This is a genomic window from Parafrankia sp. BMG5.11, from assembly GCF_004337455.1.
This window is the reverse complement of record NZ_SJXI01000007.1, coordinates 20105-37967: the sequence shown is the minus strand read 5'-3', so window position 1 is coordinate 37967 and position 17863 is coordinate 20105. Positions and strand designations below refer to the sequence as shown.

At 72.3% G+C, this 17863-nt stretch carries 14 protein-coding genes and 1 tRNA gene; 13 read left to right on the top strand and 2 right to left on the bottom strand.

Annotation, left to right across the window (positions count from 1 at the left end; translation table 11 throughout):
- Positions 1-560 precede the first annotated feature (560 nt).
- Complete coding sequence (locus tag E0504_RS05280; protein ID WP_020458637.1) at positions 561-1433, top strand: LLM class F420-dependent oxidoreductase; 873 nt, start codon at positions 561-563, stop codon at positions 1431-1433.
- Positions 1434-1567: 134 nt separating this feature from the next.
- Here E0504_RS05280 and E0504_RS05275 read toward each other — a convergent pair whose 3' ends face one another.
- Positions 1568-2398: a patatin-like phospholipase family protein gene (locus E0504_RS05275; protein WP_071059397.1), complete on the bottom strand. Its 831-nt coding sequence runs from the start codon at positions 2396-2398 to the stop codon at positions 1568-1570.
- A 328-nt stretch (positions 2399-2726) separates the two neighbouring features.
- Between E0504_RS05275 and E0504_RS05270 the strand changes: the two genes are divergently transcribed.
- Complete coding sequence (locus E0504_RS05270; protein WP_071059398.1) at positions 2727-3929, top strand: DNA methyltransferase; 1203 nt, start codon at positions 2727-2729, stop codon at positions 3927-3929.
- 339 nt (positions 3930-4268) lie between these two features.
- Positions 4269-4961: a hypothetical protein gene (locus E0504_RS05265; protein WP_235013939.1), complete on the top strand. Its 693-nt coding sequence runs from the start codon at positions 4269-4271 to the stop codon at positions 4959-4961.
- A gap of 603 nt (positions 4962-5564) precedes the next feature.
- Here E0504_RS05265 and E0504_RS05260 read toward each other — a convergent pair.
- Positions 5565-5636, bottom strand: a tRNA-Arg gene (locus E0504_RS05260).
- Between the two features lie 73 nt (positions 5637-5709).
- Here E0504_RS05260 and E0504_RS05255 point away from each other — a divergent pair.
- The 10 genes from E0504_RS05255 to E0504_RS05210 all read left to right on the top strand — a co-directional run bounded on the left by E0504_RS05255 (position 5710) and on the right by E0504_RS05210 (position 17700).
- On the top strand, positions 5710-6096 hold the full coding sequence (locus E0504_RS05255; protein WP_018502312.1) for a response regulator transcription factor: 387 nt from the start codon (positions 5710-5712) through the stop codon (positions 6094-6096).
- Between the two features lie 219 nt (positions 6097-6315).
- Positions 6316-8028 (top strand): arginine--tRNA ligase, encoded by a 1713-nt coding sequence (argS, locus tag E0504_RS05250; RefSeq protein WP_071059400.1) that lies wholly within the window; start codon positions 6316-6318, stop codon positions 8026-8028.
- A 7-nt stretch (positions 8029-8035) separates the two neighbouring features.
- The gene (locus tag E0504_RS05245; protein WP_083390627.1) at positions 8036-9355 is read left to right on the top strand and encodes a homoserine dehydrogenase; all 1320 of its coding nucleotides are present in this window, start codon (positions 8036-8038) and stop codon (positions 9353-9355) included.
- Entirely contained in the window at positions 9352-10476 is a 1125-nt protein-coding gene (thrC, locus tag E0504_RS05240; RefSeq protein ID WP_020458645.1) for a threonine synthase, read from the top strand. Before E0504_RS05245 ends, thrC begins: the two co-directional genes overlap by 4 nt.
- A 128-nt stretch (positions 10477-10604) precedes the next feature.
- A complete protein-coding gene (gene thrB / locus E0504_RS05235; RefSeq protein ID WP_112106203.1) occupies positions 10605-11558 on the top strand; it encodes a homoserine kinase in 954 nt (317 codons plus the stop codon).
- Positions 11559-12066: 508 nt separating this feature from the next.
- Complete coding sequence (rho, locus tag E0504_RS05230) at positions 12067-14487, top strand: transcription termination factor Rho (RefSeq protein ID WP_131622237.1); 2421 nt, start codon at positions 12067-12069, stop codon at positions 14485-14487.
- A gap of 182 nt (positions 14488-14669) precedes the next feature.
- On the top strand, positions 14670-14906 hold the full coding sequence (gene rpmE / locus E0504_RS05225) for a 50S ribosomal protein L31 (protein ID WP_018502318.1): 237 nt from the start codon (positions 14670-14672) through the stop codon (positions 14904-14906).
- Positions 14907-14978: 72 nt separating this feature from the next.
- Positions 14979-16049, top strand: a complete 1071-nt coding sequence (gene prfA, locus E0504_RS05220) for a peptide chain release factor 1 (RefSeq protein WP_112106196.1) — start codon at positions 14979-14981, stop codon at positions 16047-16049.
- Positions 16046-17050 (top strand): peptide chain release factor N(5)-glutamine methyltransferase, encoded by a 1005-nt coding sequence (gene prmC / locus E0504_RS05215; protein WP_112106197.1) that lies wholly within the window; start codon positions 16046-16048, stop codon positions 17048-17050. The genes prfA and prmC overlap by 4 nt, the downstream gene beginning before the upstream one ends.
- Complete coding sequence (locus E0504_RS05210; protein ID WP_071059404.1) at positions 17050-17700, top strand: L-threonylcarbamoyladenylate synthase; 651 nt, start codon at positions 17050-17052, stop codon at positions 17698-17700. Before prmC ends, E0504_RS05210 begins: the two co-directional genes overlap by 1 nt.
- Positions 17701-17863 lie beyond the last annotated feature (163 nt).

Below are 17863 nucleotides of genomic sequence, written 5' to 3'. Positions count from 1 at the left end.
GCCGTCGGAACGATCCGCCCGAAAGAAAAGGCTACGGCGGTTCCGGGCACCCCGCCACCGGGACCGCGCCGGGTCGCGTCGCCGGAACAGGCTGTGACCGGTGCGACGACTGACAAGCCCGGACATGAGAGGAATTCTCATACATGGGTGTTGGCAGGTCGCGACGGGTGGTGGTCCGTGGCCGGGTGCCTGGGTGGGCGTTGTGTGCACCACCTCGCCCGTCGCTGTGGGCCATAGGTCGTGGAGGCCCGACGGCGGCTCCGGCCCGCGGCCGTGGGGTGTGCTCGGATCGTGGCCGCGGGGCACGGGTGTGAGGCGTGTGCAAGGCAGGCATGGGGGGCGGAACGAGGCCGGGTGGGCGGCGCGCGGGCTGGCCCGTTGGGGAATGCCTGCACGGGCGGGTGGGGTTTGATGCCGGGGACGGTGGCGACGCGAACGCGCCGTGCCCGCCGGCCCGTGCTGTCCCGCCGATGCGGGAACGTCGCCGGGTGGGGCGGACGTCCACCGGACATGGTCGCGGGCGACGCGGCCCGCGGTGAGCTCCCGGAGGAGAAAAAGAAGTGCGACTTGGTGTACAGATTCCCGACTTCACCCGGCCCGAGGGGCCTGCCGACCTGGGCCGCGCGCTCGCCGAGGTCGCCCGTGAGGTCGACGAGGCCGGCTTCGACTACCTGGCGGTGATGGACCACTTCTTCCAGATCGAGATGGTCGGCCCGCCCGAGAACGACATGCTCGAGGCCTACACCACCCTGGGCTTCCTGGCGGCGCACACCCGCCGGGCGACCCTGCTGACCCTGGTGACCGGCACCGTCTACCGGGAGCCCGGAATCCTCGCGAAGATCATCAGTACCCTCGACGTGCTCTCCGGGGGCCGGGCGATGCTCGGAATCGGCGCGGCGTGGAACGAGCAGGAGTCCGTCGGGCTCGGCATCCCGTTCCCCCCGGTCGCCGAGCGCTTCGAGCGCCTCGAGGAGACCCTGCAGATCTGTCTTCGGATGTGGTCGGACGACGAGAGCCCCTGGACGGGCAAGCACTACCAGCTCGCCCGGCCGCTCAACTCGCCCGCCGCGCTCACCCGGCCGCACCCGCCGATCATGATCGGTGGGGGTGGGGAGAAGAAGACGCTGCGCCTGGTCGCGAAGTACGGGCAGGCCTGCAACCTCTTCTCCGGCCCTGACCTGCCGCACAAGCTCGACGTCCTGCGCCGGCACTGCGACGCCGAGGGCCGCGACTACGACGAGATCGTCAAGACCTGCTACTACCGCTTCGACCCGGGCAAGTCGGGCGAGAACGTCGGGCGCATCCTCGACGAGCTCGGCGAACTGGCCGAGCTCGGCATCTCGGTGGCCATCGGCGGCGTCGCCGACATCTGGGACGTCGAGCCGCTGCGGGTCCTGGGTGAGCGGGTCGTCCCCGCCGCCGCGGACATCTGAGGCCGGCGGCGGCCGGCGTCGGCGGGGTTCGTGTCCGTGCCGGCACCGGCGGGCTCGGCGGCCCGCCGGCGCCGGTGCGCGAACCTGTCGTACGGGGATCTGTCGTACGGGTATCTGTACGCGGACCTGTCGGATCAGTCCTTCCACAGCTCGCGGACGCTGTCCGCGACCGCGGCTGCCTGGTTCCGCCCCGCCCGCGCGGACGCGGCGCGGATCGCGGGATCGAGGATGTTCGAGCCGAAGGCGGCCCGCGACGCCTCGTCCGCGGCCACGACGAGGACCCGGCTGCCCGCGCGTTCGAGCCGCCGTACCTCGGTGGGTATGCCCATGCCCAGAATGGGCGCAACGATCAGTACCCGTTCGTGGCCTTCCGCGAGATCGGCGTTGATCACGGAACGCATACCGCCGTCCACGTACCGGCGGTGATCCACGGTCACCGGCGGGAACACACCGGGGAGCGCGGAACTGGCCGCGACCGCGTCGACCAGATGGACGCCCGAGTCGCGGTCGAAGGCCACCCAGTCACCCGTTTCGGCGTCCACCGCTGTCACCACCAGGCGCTGCCGCGGCCATTCGCGGACGGGCAGCCGCCCGGCGATGATCTGCCAGCGGTCCTCCTCCGAGGCGACCTCGGCCGCGAGCGCGTAGGCGCCGATCCGGGCGCGGGCGTCGCGTGCGCCACGCGAGCCCGCGGTGACCTGGGCCAGGGTTGACATGAGCTCGCCGTAATCGAAATTCACCGTCGGTTCGGCGGTCGGGTCGGCGGGAGCGATCTGCCGGGAGTACAGCAGGTCGAGGTCCGCGCCACTGCTGATCATCGTCCCCACGGCGGAGCCCGCCGAGGTGCCGACGACGAGATCGGCGTCGGTGACGTCGACGCCCGCCTCGGCGAGACCGACCAACAGGCCGATCTCCCAGGCGATGCCGGCCACGCCTCCGCCGCCGAGGACCAGCGCGTGCCGCATCCAGACACACCTCTCCGCGACGGCCCTCGTCAGGGTCCGTCGCTTTCTGAAGGGCTTTTGGGAACTACGCACCGGAGGTGGCAAGGCACCACCGAAATCACCCGATCGTGCTATGCCATTGCGGCATGGTGATCGTTTGGGTGTCGCGCACAGGACAGCGACCAGGCCAGATCGGCCCCAGACCGTTCGTGCCCCCGCGCAAGCGTCCCGGGCCCCCTCGCGCATACTGCGGAGCCCCGAGCCGGGGCTCTCCCCACGCCGCCGGCCCTCTCCTGGAGGCCACGTGAGTACGACAGCCGACCGGACGTCCCACGCGCGCAACGAGCACATGACATTCCGGGCTAACCGGGGCGTAGGGCGGCATGGCTGGCTGCGGCTCACGCCCGCCTACGGAGTCCGGCTCGTACGGGGGCGTATCTCCCACCTGCCCGCCGGCTCGGTCATCACCGACCCGTTCTCCGGAACGGGGACGACCCCGCTCGCCGCGGCCGAGCTCGGCCATCACGGCCAGAGCGCCGATCTCAATCCCTTCCTCGTCTGGTTGGGGCGGGCCAAGGTCCGCCAATACCCGCGGCAGACCCTTGCGGACGCGGCCACCGCGGCCGCCGATGCCGGGGACGCCGCCGCCCGCATGGGCCGTGACACCGAGTTGTGGCAGCCGAACATCTTCCGGATCGAGAAATGGTGGAGCCCCGGGGCGCTGCACGCGCTGCGCGCACTCAGGGCGGCGCTCGACGCATATTCAGGACCGGCGGGTGATCTCCTGCAGATCGCACTGTGCCGGGTACTGATCTCCGTCAGCAACGCGGCCTTCAATCATCAGTCCATGTCGTTCAAGGCCGCCGCCGGCGAGACCCGGCCCGGCTCCTTCGACCCGGCCGCGGCCGCGGCCACCATCGCGCTGTTCGGCACCGAGGCGGCAGCCCTGATCGAATCCGCCCGGGTCGAGCTGCCGGGCTCCGCCGCCGTCCACGAGGGCGACTCGCGCTCCGTCGTGCCGGACCTGCGCGAAACCGATCTCGTGCTGACCAGCCCGCCCTACGTGAACCGGATGTCCTACATCCGCGAGCTCCGGCCGTACATGTACTGGCTGCGCTACCTCGACCGCGCCGGCGACGCCGGTGAGCTGGACTGGCGCGCGATCGGCGGCACCTGGGGGAGCGCCACGTCCAACCTGCGCTCCTGGACGCCGGCCACGCCCACCCCGGTCGACGACGCGCTGGAGGCCGTCTGCGCGCGGATCGCGGCCGACGGCGACCGGAACGGGCCGCTGCTGGCGACCTATGTGCGAAAATACCACCACGACATGTGGCTGCACTTCCAGGCCGTCACACCACTGGTGAAACGCGGCGGGCAGGTTTCCTACATCGTGGGGAACTCGACGTTCTACGGCCACGGTGTCCCTGCTCAGGACTGGTATGCGTTGATGCTGCACGAGCTCGGCTACGCCGACGTCGAGGTGGAGGTTATTCGCAAGCGGAACTCAAACAAGGCCCTGTTCGAATTCGACGTCCGGGCCCGCCGGCCTTGATCCGCCACTCTGACCCGGGGCTGTCGGCCCGCGCTCCTCAGCTGCCCCGTGCCTCGCCGCCACTCGTCTAGCATCGAATCGGCCGGCGCGACCGGTTCGGAGAGCGGTATCGACAGTTCGAGCCGTCCATCCGTGTCTGGCTGTCCTTCCCCCGGTCGCCTGGCCGCCGGCGATCTTGCCGCAATCCGTCCCGCGTCGAAAAGTACCGACTCAGACAGGTATCCCGTGACGACGACAACGACAAGCAGCCCGACCAGAGGAAATAACGGAAAGAAGAACCGGAACACGACCGGAGAAACGACGCCGGACCCGTCCGCTGATACGACCACAGGCACGGCCGTGGACACGGGCGGCCGGGGCAGGCGGGTGAACTCGGGGGAGCGGACGCCCGCGACGCGGTTCGCCTTCGGCATCACCGAGGTCGCCGCGCCCACCGTGCTCGTCACCGCGCTGCTGGCGGTGGTCGCACAGCACGACGCGCGAGATCTCGGGCACGGCGTTCTCTCGGGAGTCATCGCCGTCCTGTTCGGCACGGTCGTCCCGATGAGTTTCGTTTTTTTCGGCGTCCGCCAGCGCCGCTGGTCCGACCACCATGTGCCGGAGCGCAGCAAACGGATGCAGCCGATGCTGTTCGGCTGCGCGTCGGTCGCTGTCGGCTATGTGCTGCTCCGTGCGACGGACGCACCGAAGGACATCGTCACCGTGTACGCCGCGATGATCACCGAAGCGCTCATCCTCACCGCCATCACGCGGTTCTGGAAAATCAGCGGTCATGTCGCGGCCGCGGCGAGCTGCGCCACCGTCGTCACGTTCGTGTACGGCCCGGTGCTCGCCTTCACCTGGGCGGCGGTGCCCGTCATCGCCTGGGCGCGCGTCCAGACAAGGAAGGCACGGCTGGCAGAGGCCCACGCGGCGGGCACCGCGGACGACCACGACGAGCTGGACGGCCACACCCCCGCACAGACCGTAGCCGCCGCGCTCGTAGCAGCAGCGATAGTCACCACCGCCTACGTGACAATCGGAGGCCTCTGACGCGACCCGGATCGCGGCGAGCCGGGTGGGGGCCGCTCCGAAGCGTGTTGCGTGAGCGGCGCGTGGAGTGGCTCAGACAACTCGCTTCGAGGGCGCTCCGCGGCCGAGCGCCGCGCGGTGGAGATCGGGACGGGCGCGACCATCCGGAAAGGTCGGCGAGGATAGTGAGGTACCACACATACGGCTCTCCGCCATCAGTCGCGATCCGCACCTGAGGAAAGAAGCCGATCCGCCCAACAGCCTGCCGACAACGCCGGCGCCGCCATCCGCCAGAAGGTGCAACACCCCGACAACCCGGCCGAACAGGAAAGCAAGCCGACCACCCCGCCGGCCCACCAGGACCAACCAAAGTAAGCCAGGCCCATCCAGCCAACCCGAACCGGGGCCAACCACCACAAGCCAGTCGAACCCATCCAGTCAGCCGAAGCGGGCTAACCGCCGCAAGTCGAGTCGGGCCCATCCAGCCAACCCGAACGGGGCCAACCACCACAAGCCGAGAAGCCACCCGCCGAAGGGGGGCCCGGGGGGCACCGCCCCCCGACCAACATGACACGACGCCAAGGCTCAGGCCAAAAGCCTGAGCACACCACACCCCAAGTCGTGTGCCCCCGGCAGGATTCGAACCTGCGCACCCGCCTCCGGAGGGCGGTGCTCTATCCCCTGAGCTACGGGGGCTCCAGGGCAAGCAGGCATACCGTACCAGGTGGGATCGGCAGACTGTCCAACGCCGTGCCCGTAAGCTTCGGCCGTGTACTTCACCGCCCCCCGGGTGCTCGTCGTCGACGACGACGCCGTGATCCGTCAGCTCGTGGTCGTCAACCTCGAACTGGAAGGCTTCGAGGTGCACACCGCGGTCGACGGCGCGGACTGTCTCGAGCGCGTCCATGAGATCGCGCCGCATGTGATCACCCTCGACATCATGATGCCGAGGGTGAACGGCTGGGACGTCGCGGCGCGGCTGCGCGACGATCCCGTGACCGCCGACATCAAGGTGATCATGCTGACCGCGCGCGCCCAGGAGGCGGACATCAAGCGTGGTGCCCGGCTGGGTGTCGACTACTACCTGACCAAGCCGTTCGACCCGGACATGCTCATCGGGGTGGTCAGCAGGCTCGCCGCGGGTCAGCCGGTCTGAGTCCGGTCCGCCGCGGGTGCGCCGGGCGGGGCGTGTCCGGCGCGCGGGAGTTCGTGCGAGGTGTCCCCTCGTGGCATTCCGGGAGCGCCGGCAGCCGGGGCTTTCGGGTCGTTCGGGGCGCGCGACCTGGGCCGTCCCATCGGTGGGCGGGCCGATGACCGCTGGATGGTTGGTACGCGGGGGAACCGGTCGGACGCCGCGCGCCGATAGCATCGCGACATGACCCCCGCCGAGCTCGCCGACACCATCGTCGCGGCCGTTCGGGCTGCCGTCGCGAACGGCGACCTGGAAGTGGCCGTGCCCGACTCGGTCACCGTCGAGCGACCGAGGCAGCCCGAGCACGGAGACTACGCGTCTCCGGTCGCCCTGCAGCTCGCGAAGGCGGCGCGCCGCCGGCCCCGGGAGGTGGCCGAGTTGCTCGCCGCCCGCCTGCGGGCCGAGGCGGGTGTGGCGGAGGTGGAGGTCGCCGGCCCGGGCTTCCTGAACATCCGGCTGGCCGGTGCGGCTCTGGGCGGCATCGCCCGCCGGATCGTCCGGGACGGCGAGTCCTACGGCCGCGCCGCGGTGTCCCAGGGCGTTCGGGTGAACCTCGAGTTCGTCAGCGCGAACCCGACCGGCCCGGTGACACTGGCGTCCGCGCGCTGGGCGGCGGTGGGCGACGCACTTTCCCGGGTGTTCGCCGCGGCGGGCTACGAGGTCGGCACCGAGTACTACGTCAATGACGCCGGTGTGCAGGTCGAGCGGTTCGGCGCGTCGGTGCTGGCCGCGCTGCGCGGCCAACCGGCTCCCGCCGACGGCTACCAGGGCGCCTACGTCGCCGAGATCGCCGCGAAGGTCCTGGCGGCGAACCCGGCTCTGGAGCAGCTCCTTGCCGCCTCCGGCGGCGAGCAGGACGGCGGCGCCGAGCAGGACAAGGCGCTCGCGGTCTGCGCCCGCGACGGTGTGGAGCTGATGCTCGCCGAGATCCGCGCGACGCTTTCGGGGTTCGGGGTCGAGTACGACCTGTGGAAGTCCGAGCGCAGCCTGCACGAGGCGGGGGAGCTCACCGCCGCGATCGACGAGCTGCGCACCCAGGGCCACGTCTACGAGGCGGACGGCGCGGTCTGGCTGCGCACCACCGACTTCGGCGACGACAAGGACCGCGCGCTGATCAAGAGAGACGGTCAGCCCACCTACTTCTGCGCCGACGCGGCCTACTACCGCGACAAGCGGCGCCGTGGCTTCGACCGGCTCTGCTACCTGCTCGGAGCCGACCACCACGGCTACATCGGCCGGCTGAAGGCGATCTCGGCCTGTTTCGGCGACGACCCCGACCACAACCTCGACGTGCTCATCGGCCAGATGGTGACGCTGTCGCGGGGCGGTGTGGCGGTGAAGATGTCCAAGCGGGCAGGTAACTTCCTGACCCTGCACGACCTTGTCGACGCGGTGGGGGTCGACGCGGCCCGCTACTCGCTGGTGCGCGCGTCGATGGACTCCGCTCTCGACCTCGACCTGGACGCGATCGCGCGGCAGACGAACGACAACCCGGTGTTCTATGTCCAGTACGCCCACGCCCGGATCAGTTCGCTCATCCGGAACGCCGCCGCCCTGGGTCTGGCGACCTCCGCGGATCCCGCGTTCGACGTCGACGGGGTCGACGTGTCGCTGCTGACCCACCCACGCGAGGTCGACCTGCTGGGCGCGCTCGGCGAGCTGCCGCGGGTGGTCGCGTCGGCGGCGGAGCTGCGCGCGCCGCACCGCATCGCGAGGTACCTGGAGGAGTTGGCCGGGACGTACCACCGCTTCTACGACTCCTGTCGCGTGCTTCCGCAGGGCGACGAGGAGCCCACGGCGATCACCGCGGCTCGACTGCTGCTGGCCGAGGCCACCCGGACCGTCCTGGCGAACGGCCTTCGGCTGCTGGGCGTCAGCGCGCCGGAACGGATGTGAGAGGCGAATGACGATCGACGGCGGGCGCGGTTTCGGGCGCCCGATGAGGATCGCGATGCTCGGCTGCGGGGTCGTCGGAACCGAGGTGGTGCGGCTGCTGGGCACGCACACCGAGGATCTGGGCGCCCGGGTGGGAGCGCCGCTGGAGATCGTCGGGATCGCGGTCCGCGATCCCGACCGGATCCGCTCCGCAGCGGTGGATCGGGAGCTGCTCACCACCGACGCGGGCGCGCTGGTCGCCCGCGACGACGTCGACATCGTGATCGAGGTCGTCGGCGGGATCGAGCCGGTGCGGAGCTGGCTGCTGTCGGCGCTGCGGTCGGGCAAGTCGGTGGTCAGTGCGAACAAGGCCCTGCTGGCCAGCCACGGCTCCACGCTGCACGACGCCGCGGCGGCCGCCGGCGTCGACCTGTACTACGAGGCGGCGGTGGCGGGCGCGATCCCGTTGCTGCGCCCGCTGCGCGAGAGCCTCGCCGGGGATCGGATCCGCCGCGTCCTCGGCATCGTGAACGGGACGACGAACTACATCCTGACCCGCATGGACGAGACCGGGGCCTCGTTCGCCGAGGCGTTGGCCGAGGCCGGTGAGCTCGGGTACGCCGAGGCCGACCCCTCCGCCGACATCGACGGGTTCGACGCGGCGGCCAAGGCGGCGATCATCGCCCAGCTCGCCTTCCACACCCGGGTGACGATCGATGACGTCTACCGGGAGGGGATCGGCGCGGTCACCGCCGCCGACATCGCCAGTGCCCGCGAGCTCGGGTGCACGATCAAGGCGCTGGCCATCGCCGAGCGTGCCGGTGACCGGCCCGGCGTGAGCGTGCGGGTCCATCCGGCGATGATCCCGCGCTCGCATCCGCTGGCCGGGGTGCGCGAGGCGTTCAACGCGGTCTTCGTCGAGGCCGAGGCCGCCGGGCAGCTCATGTTCTACGGTCGTGGTGCCGGCGGCGCGCCGACCGCCTCGGCCGTTCTCGGTGACGTGGTCGCGGTGGCCCGCAACCGGGTCGCGGGCCGGCAGGGGCCGGGTGAGTCCGCCTACGCGGCCCTGCCGATCCTGCCGATGGGCCCCACGATCACGAGCTACCACGTGCAGCTGGACGTCACGGACAAGGCCGGGGTACTCGCCGCGGTGGCCGGCGCGTTCGCCCGGCACGATGTGTCCATCAGAAGCGTCCGTCAGGACGGCCGCGGCGACGACGCCAGCCTCGTCCTGGTCACCCATCCGGCCGCGGATGCGGCGCTGTCCACGACCGTCGAGGACCTGCGGGTTCTCGACGGGGTGCGTGCGGTGTCGGGCGTGGTACGGGTCGAGGGAGTTGAGTCATGACCACGATGTCGTCGATGCCGGTTTCGAGCGACCCGGCCGGCAGCAGTGCCCCCGAGCGCGCGTCGCGGGCCTGGCGGGGGATCATCGAGGAGTACCGGGACCGGCTGCCCGTCACCGCCGACACACCGGTGATCACCCTGCGGGAGGGCGGCACCCCGCTGCTGCACGCGGACCATCTGTCCGAGCTGACCGGATGTGATGTTCATCTCAAGGTCGAAGGTGCCAACCCCACCGGCTCGTTCAAGGACCGCGGCATGACGGTCGCGATCAGCCGGGCGGTGGGAGAGGGCTCCCAGGCCGTCATCTGCGCGTCCACCGGCAATACCTCGGCCTCGGCCGCGGCGTACGCCGCCCGCGCCGGGCTGACCTGCGCGGTGCTGGTTCCCAGCGGCAAGATCGCCCTCGGCAAGCTCGCGCAGGCCCTGGTGCACGGCGCGCGCCTGCTCCAGGTGGAGGGGTCGTTCGACGACTGCCTCCGAGTCGCCCGCGAGCTGGCCGACACGTTCCCGGTCACGCTGGTGAACTCGGTCAACCCGCACCGCCTGGAGGGGCAGAAGACCGCCGCCTTCGAGATCGTCGAGGCGCTCGGCCACGCGCCCGACGTGCACTGCCTGCCGGTTGGGAACGCGGGTAACATCACCGCCTACTGGCGCGGCTACGTCGAGGAGGACACCCGGATCCGGTCCGGCCGGCCGCGGATGTTCGGGTTCCAGGCGGCGGGCGCGGCGCCGATCGTGCGGGGCGAGGTGGTGACCTCGCCGCAGACCATCGCCACGGCCATCCGCATCGGCAACCCGGCCTCCTGGGATTTCGCGACCGACGCGCGGGACGCCTCCGGCGGTCTGATCGACGCGGTCAACGACCGGCAGATCCTGGCCGCCTACCGGCTGCTGGCGCGCCGCGAGGGCGTCTTCGTCGAGCCGTCCAGTGCCGCCAGCGTCGCCGGGCTGCTCGCCACGTACGCCGACGGCCGGCTGAGCCCGGGCCAGCGGGTCGTCTGCACCGTCACCGGCAACGGGCTGAAGGACCCGGACTGGGCCATCAGCGGCGCGGCGAAGCCCGAGACCATCCCGCCGACCGTGGCCGGCGCCGCCAGGGCCCTCGGCCTGCAGCGGTCGTGACGACCGCCGACGGCCTCGCCGCCGGTGCCGCCGGCAGCGCCTCGGGAAGCGGTACGGCCAGCGCGTCGGCGAATGTCTCCGTCAGCACACGGGTGAGCACGATCGTCAGTGCGTCGGCGAGCGTGACGGTGAGCACCACCGGGCCGGGTGGAGGCCGCCCGCCGGGCGCGGTCCGCCTGCGGGTCCCGGCCACGAGCGCCAACCTGGGTCCGGGCTTCGACGCGCTGGGCCTGGCACTCGGGCTGTACGACGAGGTGTCCGTGCGGCTGACGCCGTCCGGGCTCTCCATCGACGTGGTCGGCCCGGACGCTGTCCCCGCGGACGAGGCGCATCTGGTGGTCCGGGCGATCCGCGCCACCTTCGACGAGCTGGAGTGGGCGCAACCCGGGCTCGCGCTGCGCTGCGTGAACCGGATCCCGCACGGGCGGGGTCTCGGTTCGTCCGCCGCGGCGATTGTGGCCGGAGTCACAGCCGCCGACGCCCTCGCCGGCGGGCCGCTCGGTGCGGCCGGGCGGCTGCGGGTGGCCAGCGCGATCGAAGGGCATCCGGACAACGTCGCGGCGGCCCTGCTCGGTGGCCTCACCGTTGCCTGGTACGAGGGCGATGTGCCGCGGTCCCTCCGTGTGGCACCGCTCGGCGAGCTACGGCCCGTGGTGTTCGTCCCATCGCGACGCCAGTCGACCGAGCAGGCCCGGGGCGCTCTCCCGAAGCAGGTCCCGCATGCCGACGCCGCGGTGAACATCGGCCGCGCGGCGCTGCTCGCGCTCGCGCTGTCCGGCGCGGAACCGGCGGCCGGCGCCGGCGAGGAACGCTCGCGGCTGCTGCTGACCGCGACCGAGGACCGGATGCACCAGCCGTACCGCCTTCCCGCCATGCCCGCCTCCGCGGATCTGGTCGGGCGGCTGCGCGCCGCCGGCATACCGGCCGCGCTGTCGGGTTCCGGGCCGTCCGTGGTGGCGCTCGGGGTCGGTGGCGGACAGGCCGCGGCGGCGATCGGCGTTGCCGCCCCGGGCTTCTCGGTCGTCCCGCTGGCTGTCGACACCGAGGGTGTTCGAGTCGAGGCGGTCGACTCCTCGGAGTGATTATGGTACTCCGCTGCGTTCCTGGATGCTGGTTCAGGGGTCGCACGGACCCCCGCGGAGGGCTCCAGGCTGTCATCAGGGAGTCCCTCGTGGTGTCATCGGGAAGTCCAGAGGTCTCTAGGTTGTTGCCGAGGTGTCTCCGTCTGGATAGTCTGATGACTGCACCCGCTGCGCCGCGGCGCGTGCTCGCCCCGCCAGCCTGATCTGGTACGCGGTGGTGGCCTTGCTGCAGTGGAGCCTCACCGCAGCGGTTGGCCTCGCACGGTGGCCGGTCCTGGTCAGGGATCCCGGTGCTTCAGACCTCGTCGCCGTTGCCTCGGCTGGCGTACCGGCACCCGTCGGCGGGAAATCGGGTTCGCTCGCGGCTGTCGGCCGTCAGCGCCTTTCAGGGCGCGTTGCTCGCCGTCCGAATGGCGCTACATCTCCTTCATCCGGCATGTGCGCAGGCGAAGAAAGTTCACACGCTACGCCCGGCCCGAGAAGCCGGTTCCTTCCAGGAAGGAAAACCTTGAGCGACACCACCGACGTGCTGCCCGACAGCGCACGTGAGTCTGCGGCGCCTGCCTCGCCCGTCGACAGTTCCGCCGCGGCCGGCGCGACGTCCGTAGACACCGTCGTCACGACTCGGTCGAACGGCAACCACGCCGTCCGGCCCGCGTCGGTCGACGTCCCCGCGGACGGGCCTGACGCGTCCTCCGCCCCCCGGCGCCGGCGTTCCGGTACCGGTCTGTCCGCGATGCTCCTGCCCGAGCTGCAGGCCATGGCTTCCCAGATGGGCATCCCCGGGGTCGGCAGGCTCCGCAAGGGCCAGCTGATCGCGGCGATCCAGAACGTCCAGAACGGTGAGGTGGCCTCCAGATCGGTGCCGGCGGCCTCGTCGCCGACCTCCCAGCCCGCGTCCGCGCCGGCCTCCGTGGCCCCGGTCGCGCAGGGCGCTCCGCCCGCGGCGGCTCCCGCCGCGGACGCGGTGAGCTCCGCGCCCCGGGCGGCGGCCGGCTCGGTCGCTCCCGTCCAGGAGACGAGCGGTTCCAGCGGCGCCGAGGCGACCACGGGCGGCTCCGTTTCCGGCTCCGCGGCAGAGACGGCGTCGGCCCCGACCCGTGTGCGCGGGCGGCGGGGCGCCTCTCGTGGCGTCACGAGCCCCGCGGGCGAGCAGCAGACACTGCCGACCGGTCCGGGGGGTGCGGAGTCGTCCGACGACACCGCCCGCCCGCAGGCCGCCGCGGCTGCCGCGGACGGCCCGGCGGTGACCGCGCCCGCCGCGGCGCCCGTCTCCGTCCGCGCCGGGACGAACGGCTCCGAGACCCCCACGCGCGGTCGTGACGACCGCCGCGAGCGCTCGGGTGACCGGGATCGCTCCGGCGGTGACCGGGACCGCTCGGGTGACCGGGACCGCTCCGGTGACCGGGACCGCTCCGGTGACCGGGACCGCTCCGGCGACCGGGACCGCTCCGGCGACCGGGACCGCTCCGGCGACCGGGACCGTTCCAGCGACCGGGACCGTTCCAGCGACCGCCAGGGCCGCTCACAGCCGGCCGGCGACCGCGACCGGAACGACCGTGCCGATCGCAGCGAACGTGCCGACCGCAGCGACCGCGGCGACCGTGCCGGTTCAGACCGGTCCAGGACGGTCGAGCGCACCCAGCCGGGCGACCGTGCACCCCAGGGCGGCGTCCAGGACGACGACGAGTTCGGCGGCCGGCGCCGCGGCCGGTTCCGGGAGCGCGGCCGCAACCGTGGCCGCGGCGGGCAGGGCGGCACGGCCGAGACCGCCGAGCCGACGGTGCGCGAGGACGACGTCCTCGTGCCGGTGGCCGGCATCCTCGACGTGCTGGACAACTACGCCTTCGTCCGCACGAGCGGCTACCTGACCGGCCCGACGGACGTGTACGTGAGCCTCGCCCAGGTCCGTCGCAACGGCCTGCGCCGCGGCGACGCGATCACCGGGGTGGTGCGCGCGCCGCAGGAGGGCGAGCAGCGCCGCGACAAGTACAACGCGCTGGTCCGGCTGGACACGATCAACGGGATGGAGCCGGAGGAGGCCCGCGGCCGGCCGGAGTTCCACAAGCTCACCCCGCTCTACCCGCAGGACCGCCTGCGGCTGGAGACCGAGCCGCACATGATGACCACGCGGGTCATCGACCTGGTGATGCCGATCGGCAAGGGCCAGCGCGCGCTCATCGTGAGCCCGCCGAAGGCCGGCAAGACGATGGTGCTCCAGTCCATCGCGAACGCGATCACCACGAACAACCCGGAATGCCACCTCATGGTCGTCCTCGTCGACGAGCGGCCCGAGGAGGTCACCGACATGCAGCGGTCGGTGAAGGGCGAGGTCGTCGCCTCGACCTTCGACCGCCCGCCGGCCGACCACACCAACGTCGCCGAGCTGTCCATCGAGCGGGCCAAGCGGCTCGTCGAGCTCGGCCACGACGTGGTCGTGCTGCTCGACTCGATCACCCGGCTGGGTCGCGCCTACAACCTCGCGGCACCGGCGTCGGGGCGCATTCTGTCCGGTGGTGTCGACTCGACGGCGCTCTACCCGCCGAAGCGGTTCCTCGGCGCGGCGCGCAACATCGAGAACGGCGGCTCCCTGACGATCATCGCGACCGCGCTGGTCGAGACCGGTTCGACGATGGACACGGTGATCTTCGAGGAGTTCAAGGGCACCGGCAACGCCGAGCTCAAGCTGGACCGGAAGATCGCCGACAAGCGGGTCTTCCCGGCGGTGGACGTCGACGCCTCCGGCACCCGCAAGGAGGACATCCTGCTGGCCCCCGACGAGCTTGCGATCATGCACAAGCTCCGGCGGGTCCTGCATACCCGGGAGCCGCAGCAGGCTCTCGACCTCCTGCTCGACCGGCTGAAGCAGACCAGGACGAACTACGAGTTCCTGATGCAGATCGCGAAGACGGCACCGCCCCAGGACTGACCGCCGCCCGGCGGCAGCCCCCGGCCGGGCCCGGGAACATCAGGGCCCGGCGGCGGCGTTGTCGTCGGCGGCTGGCTGGTCCGGCCCGGGGCGCCGGGTCTGGCACACTGGCGACAACCGGCTCCGGTTCACGCCGTCCGCTCCCGCGGCGGCGACCCGGCGGCCACATCGGAAGAGGGATCATGAAGGCTGATATTCACCCGCAGTACCACGAGACCACGGTGACCTGTACGTGCGGCAGCACGTTCACCACGCGGTCGACCAAGGAGAACGGCGCCATCAGCGCCGAGGTCTGCTCGCAGTGCCACCCGTTCTACACCGGCAAGCAGAAGATCCTCGACGTCGGTGGCCGGGTCGAGAAGTTCGAGCGGCGCTTCGGTCGCCGGCAGCCGGGCCAGAAGGTCGGCGGCGCGAAGTAGGTCGTCCTCGGCGCCCGTCCCGGATCCCCGGGCGGGCGCCGTTCGCGTCCCGACGACCTGAAGGAACCCCTGATGACCTCCCCGCTCGTTGGCATGATCGCCGAGCACGCCGACATCGAGAAGCGGCTCGCGGATCCGGACATCCACAACGATCCGGCGCGGGCCCGGGAGCTGACGCGCCGGTACGCCGAGCTCGCCACCCCCGTCGACCTCGCGCAGCGGCTGGAGCGCGTCGAGGGTGACCTGGAGACCGCCCGCGAGTTCGCCGAGCAGGACCCGTCTTTCCGCGACGAGGTCGTGGCCCTAGAGGCGAGCCAGGCCGATCTCGCCGCCCGCCTGCGGGCCTACCTGGTGCCCGTCGACCCCGACGACAGCCGGGACGCCATCCTCGAGGTCAAGGCGGGCGCGGGCGGTGAGGAGTCCGCGCTGTTCGCGGGCGACCTGCTGCGCATGTACCTGCGCTACGCCGAGCGGCGCGGGTGGCGCACCCAGATCCTGGACGCGAACCCCAGCGACCTGGGCGGCTACCGGGACGTCAGTGTGGCCGTCAAGTCCCGCGGGACGGCGGCCCCCGGCCAGGGGGTCTTCGGCCGGCTGCGGTTCGAGGGCGGTGTGCACCGGGTGCAGCGGGTGCCGGTGACCGAGTCGGCGGGGCGGATCCACACCTCCGCGGCCGGGGTGCTGGTGCTGCCCGAGGCGGCCGACGTCGACATCGAAGTCGACCCGAACGACCTGCGGATCGACGTGTTCCGCTCGTCCGGGCCGGGCGGCCAGAGCGTCAACACCACCGACTCGGCGGTGCGCATCACGCACCTGCCCACCGGGGTGGTCGTCTCCTGCCAGAACGAGAAGAGCCAGCTCCAGAACAAGGAGTCGGCGATGCGCATCCTGCGGGCCCGGCTGCTCGCCGCGGCGCGGGAGAAGGCCGAGACGGCGGCGGCGGCGGCGCGGGCGAGCCAGGTGCGCACGGTCGACCGCTCGGAGAAGGTCCGCACCTACAACTTCCCCGAGAACCGGATCAGCGACCACCGCATCGGCTACAAGGCGCACAACCTGGAGGCCGTGCTGGACGGCGACCTCGACGCCGTGATCGAGGCCCTGACCGAGGCGGACCTGGAATCCCGGATGGCGGCCACGCCGTGACAGGCCCGGCCGCGTCCACGACGCGGGCCGACCACGCGGACGCCACGCTCGCCGTCGAGCTCGCCGCCGCGACGGCCCGGCTGGCCGCGGCCGGTGTCGCCAGCCCCCGCGGCGACGCCGAGCAGCTGGCGGCGCACGTGCTCGGGGTGTCGCGCGGCCGGCTCGTGCTGGTCACCCGGGTCGAACCGGCCGCGGCCGGCGAGCTGCGCGCGCTGGTGGAGCGGCGGGCGAGCCGGGTCCCACTGCAGCACCTGACCGGCCTTGCCGGCTTCCGCCACCTGGACATCGCCGTCGGGCCCGGGGTGTTCATCCCCCGCCCGGAGACCGAGTGGGTGGCCGAGTGGGCGATCGCGGCCCTGCGATCGCCCGACGCGGTCGTGGCTGGACGTCCAATCTGTGTTGATCTTTGTGCGGGTTCGGGGGCGATCGCCCTGTCGGTGGCCGATGAGGTGCCGAACGCCGAGGTGCACGCGGTGGAGCTGGAGCCGGCGGCGCTCGGCTGGCTGCGCCGCAACGTCGAGCGCACGGGCCTGCCGGTGCGGGTGCACCAGGCCGACGTCGGCATCCCACGGTCGCCAACAGACGCGGGCAGGCCGGTCGCGCCGGTCGGCACGGTCCTGACGGACCTCGCGGGACGGGTCGACGTCGTCATCAGCAACCCGCCGTATCTGCCCGATCATGAACGGCCGAGGGTCGAGCCCGAGGTCGGCCGGCACGACCCGCCGGCGGCCCTGTGGGGCGGGCCCGACGGCCTGGACGGGCCGCGCGCGGTCGTGGCCGCCGCCGGGGGACTCTTGCGGCCAGGCGGTTTACTGGTCATGGAACACGCGGACGGACATGGCCAGACGGTGCCCGCGCTGCTCGCCGGCGAGGGCTGGTGGGCTGGTTCGTGGTCCGAAATCGTGGATCATCCCGATCTCGCTGGGCGGGACCGGTTCGTCACCGCCCGCTGGAACCCGCCGGGGCCGCGCCCGCCGCGCAGCGCCGGAGAGGACGTGTGATGCAGGTTTTCGACTGCTCCGACGAGGGGCAGCGCAAGGCCGGGCTGGACGCCGCCACCGACGCGGTGGGCCGCGGCAAGCTCGTCGTGCTGCCGACCGACACCCTCTACGGGATCGGCGCCGACGCGTTCAACCGGGACGCCGTCACCGCGCTGCTCGCGGCGAAGGGGCGCGGGCGGAACATGCCGGTGCCCGTGCTGGTCGGCTCGTGGCGGACCCTCGACGGCCTGGCCGAGCAGGTCACGGGGCACATCCGGGATCTCGTCCGGGCGTTCTGGCCCGGTGGGCTGACGCTGGTCGTCAACCACGCACCGTCCCTGCGCTGGGATCTCGGCGACGCCCGGGGGACAGTCGCCGTCCGCATGCCGCTGCACCCGGTGGCCATCGAGCTGCTCGGGCGCACGGGGCCGATGGCCGTCTCCAGCGCCAACATCAGCGGACGTCCGCCGGCGACGAGCGCGATCGACGCGGTGGCGCAGCTCGGCGGTGCCGCAGCGGTCTACCTGGACGGCGGGACCACCCCGGTGGGCACCGCGTCGACGATCGTGGACTGCACGGGGCCGGTTCCCACTGTGGTCCGTGAGGGGGCGGTCGACCTCGCGGCGCTGCGCTCGGTGCTGCCCCTCGTGCGGGAACCGGCCGCCCGCTGACCGGCGCGCGGACCGCTGTGCGCCGCCCGCTGACCTGCGCGGGCCGGCCGCCGTCCCGGGCTGGCCGCCGGCTGGGCCCCGCGCGAGCCGGCGGCTGACCCGGCGGGCGACGCGCGGGCCCGGGGCGGCCGGTCATATCCTGGGCATCGAGCCGGCGGGAGGT

Excerpts from the sequence above, each read along its gene's own strand:
- E0504_RS05210 (WP_071059404.1), top strand. The coding sequence starts at position 17,050 with ATGCAGGTTTTCGACTGCTCCGACGAGGGGCAGCGCAAGGCCGGGCTG.
- E0504_RS05270 (WP_071059398.1), top strand. The coding sequence starts at position 2,727 with ATGACATTCCGGGCTAACCGGGGCGTAGGGCGGCATGGCTGGCTGCGG.
- prfA (WP_112106196.1), top strand. The coding sequence starts at position 14,979 with ATGACCTCCCCGCTCGTTGGCATGATCGCCGAGCACGCCGACATCGAG.
- thrC (WP_020458645.1), top strand. The coding sequence starts at position 9,352 with ATGACCACGATGTCGTCGATGCCGGTTTCGAGCGACCCGGCCGGCAGC.
- E0504_RS05275 (WP_071059397.1), bottom strand. The coding sequence starts at position 2,398 with ATGCGGCACGCGCTGGTCCTCGGCGGCGGAGGCGTGGCCGGCATCGCC.
- rpmE (WP_018502318.1), top strand. The coding sequence starts at position 14,670 with ATGAAGGCTGATATTCACCCGCAGTACCACGAGACCACGGTGACCTGT.
- argS (WP_071059400.1), top strand. The coding sequence starts at position 6,316 with ATGACCCCCGCCGAGCTCGCCGACACCATCGTCGCGGCCGTTCGGGCT.
- E0504_RS05245 (WP_083390627.1), top strand. The coding sequence starts at position 8,036 with ATGACGATCGACGGCGGGCGCGGTTTCGGGCGCCCGATGAGGATCGCG.